At 68.4% G+C, this 4,028-nt stretch carries 3 protein-coding genes; 1 reads left to right on the forward strand and 2 read right to left on the reverse strand.

All coding sequences use genetic code 11. The features are described 5' to 3' along the window. Positions 1–126: 126 nt before the first annotated feature. Together QH195_RS12830 and QH195_RS12835 are read right to left on the reverse strand one after the other, a co-directional pair. Positions 127–1,170, reverse strand: coding sequence for a hypothetical protein (locus QH195_RS12830; protein WP_280435540.1), 1,044 nt, complete (start codon positions 1,168–1,170; stop codon positions 127–129). A 566-nt stretch (positions 1,171–1,736) separates the two neighbouring features. Then, complete coding sequence (locus tag QH195_RS12835) at positions 1,737–3,140, reverse strand: NAD(P)H-quinone dehydrogenase (RefSeq protein ID WP_280420075.1); 1,404 nt, start codon at positions 3,138–3,140, stop codon at positions 1,737–1,739. A 210-nt stretch (positions 3,141–3,350) separates the two neighbouring features. Between QH195_RS12835 and QH195_RS12840 the strand changes: the two genes are divergently transcribed. Then, positions 3,351–3,830, forward strand: a complete 480-nt coding sequence (locus tag QH195_RS12840) for a gamma-glutamylcyclotransferase (protein ID WP_280420076.1) — start codon at positions 3,351–3,353, stop codon at positions 3,828–3,830. Positions 3,831–4,028: the final 198 nt, after the last annotated feature.

Consider the following 4,028-nt stretch of genomic DNA (forward strand, 5'->3'; position numbering starts at 1 on the left):
CCTAAATCCGCGGGGTCGGATTCGCGCCCTTTACCTTCGCCCTCGCCGGACACCCCCCATCCCTTTCGCGACCCGGGGGGGGGGCGGCCGTATCCGACCGCCCCACCCGGCAAGATTTCACTCGTATCAGTACTGGAGCGAACCACCCCACTGGGTGTTGACACCCGCGACGTTGATCGACTGCTCCGGGTAGTTACCCGGCGGCAGCAGCGGCGGGGGCGGCGGAATCTCGGCCGCGGCCTGTAGCGCGGCCGCACCACCCGGCTGCATGGCGATCCAGTGCTCGACAGCGGCCTTGGCGGTATTCACGGGAGTCGTGTCGATCGTGTGATCGAGCCGATTGTCCGGCAACCCGTTTCCACCGGTGAACGTCGAGACATTGATGGTGTTCTCATCGACGAATTCCACCGAGATACCGGCCTCGCCGGTGCCCGTGGGGGTACGGAAACCGGCCGTGCCGACATACCCCGACTGGTTCGTGAAGTGATGCGTATTGGCGAAATGCCCCGGTGCCAGCGACCCACCGTCGAGCGCGGCACCGACCTCCATATGCGGGCCCTGCATCTCGACCACCGGCGCCACCGGCGCCGAGTCAAGGCTCGGCGCCTGCCATTCCGGGGCCTGCGGCTGGACCAGAGTCTCGGTGCCCGGGGCGGCGGCCTGCGCGTCACCCTCGGTTTCGGACTCGGGCGCGGCCGGCCGATCGCCCGGCTGCCCCGGCGCCGGAGGCTGCTCACCCTCGGGCTTGTTCGGCGCGATGGCCGGCTGCACCGGCCCGTCCTGACCCGGAACGGGCAGCGGCGCCACCCGAGGTGTGGTGACACCCGGCTGAGTCGGGCCCGGAAGAGCCTGCTGACCTTCCTCACCCGGCTTCGGCGTCGTCACACCGGGCTGACTCGGCGTGGGGGTACTACCCGGCTGCTCGGCGTTCCCCTCCTGGCTCTGTTCGCCCTCGTTCTGCACACCGGGCTGGCTCGGCGTGGTCTCCGGCCCCTCCTGCTCCGGCGTGGCACCCGGTTGCACGGGTGCCGGGGTCGTCGGCGTGGTCGGCTGATCGCCCGGAACGGCCCCCGCCGGCGATGCGAAGATGGCCATGGCCGCTGCGGTCGCAAGCGGCAGCGAAGTGCTCGCCACCGCCCGGGTCGCCCGGCTCGGCTTACGATGTTTCACTATTCGCCCAATCCCTTTCCCGGATGCGGCGACACCTGTGCACCGCAACCAGTTCTGCCTCATCTGAGACACGACTCCAGCGGTGGCCCGAGTGGGCCGTTCGCTGTCCGAGTCCGAAAGGATGAACCCCCCGGCACCAAACCTCGCGACCGCCCGCCGATCGCATTCTCTGCCTCGAAAGTCAACCACACCCGCGCCCGTCCGGCAATCTGTGCTGTATCTGTCGGCGGCGCCTGCGGCGCCGCGGGTTTCGGCCCCTTCAGGGACGGGCCGAACCTTTCAGGGCCTCGTAAGACTCGGGGCCACGTCTGGTTACGTTCGATAGATGCTGTCGAGGGGACAACCATGGTTGCTGAACTCGGCGCGCCGCTCGGCACGTGCGTGGGTGGAGCCGAAGCAGCCGGATACTCACCGAACTCGCGGTCTCGCTGGACGCTCGGTTTCGGGAGAGCCTGAGCCCGTCACCCTACTGCTGAACCCCGCAGTGCTGCTGGGCGTTCAGCCGACAGCGAGGGCATGGCCGCATCACCGAGTCGGCCCAGTCAGCGGAGTGGAGCGAATACACATCAGCCCAGGTCGTCGTGGCGCATGAGCTGACGGGCCGCTTCCATCACCGAACCGGTGAGTGAGGGGTAGACCGAGAAAGTCTGCGCCAGATCGTTGACCGTGAGGTTGTTCTGCACCGCGAGGGCGATCGGCAGGATCAGCTCCGAAGCGATGGGCGCGACCACGACACCGCCGATCACCACGCCCGTCGCCGGGCGGCAGAAGATCTTCACGAAACCGCGGCGCAACCCCGACATCTTGGCGCGCGGATTGGTGTTCAACGGCAGCATCACCGTCCGGGCCGGTACCTCACCGTTGTCGATGGCGGTCTGACTGACCCCGACCGTCGCGATCTCGGGGCGGGTGAACACCGCCGAGGCCACCGTTTTGAGGCGGATAGGGCTGACACCCTCGCCGAGCGCGTGGTACATCGCGATCCGCCCCTGCATAGCTGCCACCGACGCCAGCGGCAGCAGGCCCGTGCAGTCACCGGCCGCGTAGATGCCCGGGACGGGGGTACGCGAGACCCGGTCGACCCGCAGATAGCCACCGCGGTCGAGTTCGACGCCGGCCTCCTCCAGCCCGAGACCAGCGGTGTTCGGCGTCGAGCCGACGGTCATGAGCGCGTGCGAGCCAGTGACCGTACGACCATCGGAAAGGGTTACCAGGACACCGTCGGCCGTACGCTCCACCTTGTCTGCGCGGGCGTGTTTGACCAATTCCACACCGCGCTCGGCGAAGGCGTCCTCGAGAACCAGTGCGGCATCTGCGTCTTCGCCCGGCAGCACCCGGTCCCGGCTGGAGACCAGGACAACCCGGACACCCATTTCGGTATACGCGGAGACGAATTCCGCGCCGGTGACACCCGAACCGACCACCACCAGGGTTTCCGGGAGTTCGGCCAGATCGTAGAGCTGGCGCCAGTTCAGGATCCGCTCCCCATCCGGCTCGGCCCCGGGCAGTACTCGCGGCGAGGCACCTGTGGCGATGAGCACCACCTCGGCCTCCACCGTCTCGTCCGGGGCATCCGGACAGGTCACCGCAACCAGGTGAGTCGCCCGGCCCGATCCCGGACCGGCCAGCCGACCCCACCCGGGCAGGACCCGGACACCCGCGGCCTGCAGTTTGGAGCGGATATCCGACGACTGCGCCAGCGCCAGCGCCTTCACGCGCTCGTTGACCTCCGGCAACCGCACCTCGGCCTGACTCGGATCCAGCGTTATCCCCAGATTGCGGGCCCGCCGCAGATCGGTGCGGATACCGGTGGACGCGATGAACGTCTTGGACGGGACACAGTCCCAGAGCACACACGCCCCGCCGATACCGTCGGAATCGATCAGTACGACCTGCGCACCGTGCTGCGCCGCAACCAGCGCCGCCTCGTAGCCCGCGGGTCCGCCACCGATGATTGCAATGCGGGTCATTACTTCCCCTGTCCTGATCACCCGCGCCCGGCGCGCGGCAGCGTCGCGGCCCTCACTCGCCGAGACAAGCCTAGTCGGTGCTGTTCAGCGCGGCCCATCGACAGTCCGGGCCCGGCCGGACGCACCCGTAACCGCCTCCGAAGCACATCCCACAGCACCAATTACGACGCCCCGTACCAGTGCGGGCCGAGACACAACTAAGCTGCCGGTGTGCCGATCTACGCTGCCTACGGGTCCAATATGGATTCGACCCAGATGCTCGAGCGCTGTCCGCACTCCCCCATGTCCGGGACGGGCTGGCTGGAGGGCTGGCGCCTCACCTTCAGCGGCGACGACATCGGCTGGGAAGGCCCGCTCGCCACCGTCGTCGAGGAGCCGGGCTCCCGCGTCTTCGTGGTGCTCTACGACGTCTCTCCGGAAGACGAGCAGCGACTGGACCGGTGGGAAGGCTCGGATTTCGGAATCCACCGCAAAATCCGCCTCCGCGTGACCCCCAGCCCCGGTAGCGGCACCGAACCCATCCTGGCCTGGCTGTACGTTCTCGACGCCTACGAGGGCGGTCTGCCCTCGGCCCGCTACCTGGGCGTAATGGCCGATGCTGCCGAAAAGGCCGGAGCCCCAGCGGACTACGTACACGCCCTGCGCACTCGCAACAGCCGCAACGTCGGACCGGGAAACAACTTCAGCTGAGCTGTGTCTATTTGCGGCGCCTTCGGCGCCGCGGGTTTAGGCCCCCAGAGGTGGCCGCGCATTGGAGGGCGGGGGCGCGCGCGGGCCCGAAAATAAAAACAGCAGCGGGAATTTTTTTTAGGGGGGGGGGGTGGGGGGTGGTGGGGGGGGGGGGGGGGTGGTAGTTGACAGGGGGGGGGCCCGCGTTTGGGGGAGCGG

Source organism: Nocardia carnea (assembly GCF_029868855.1).
Taxonomy (GTDB): domain Bacteria; phylum Actinomycetota; class Actinomycetes; order Mycobacteriales; family Mycobacteriaceae; genus Nocardia; species Nocardia carnea_A.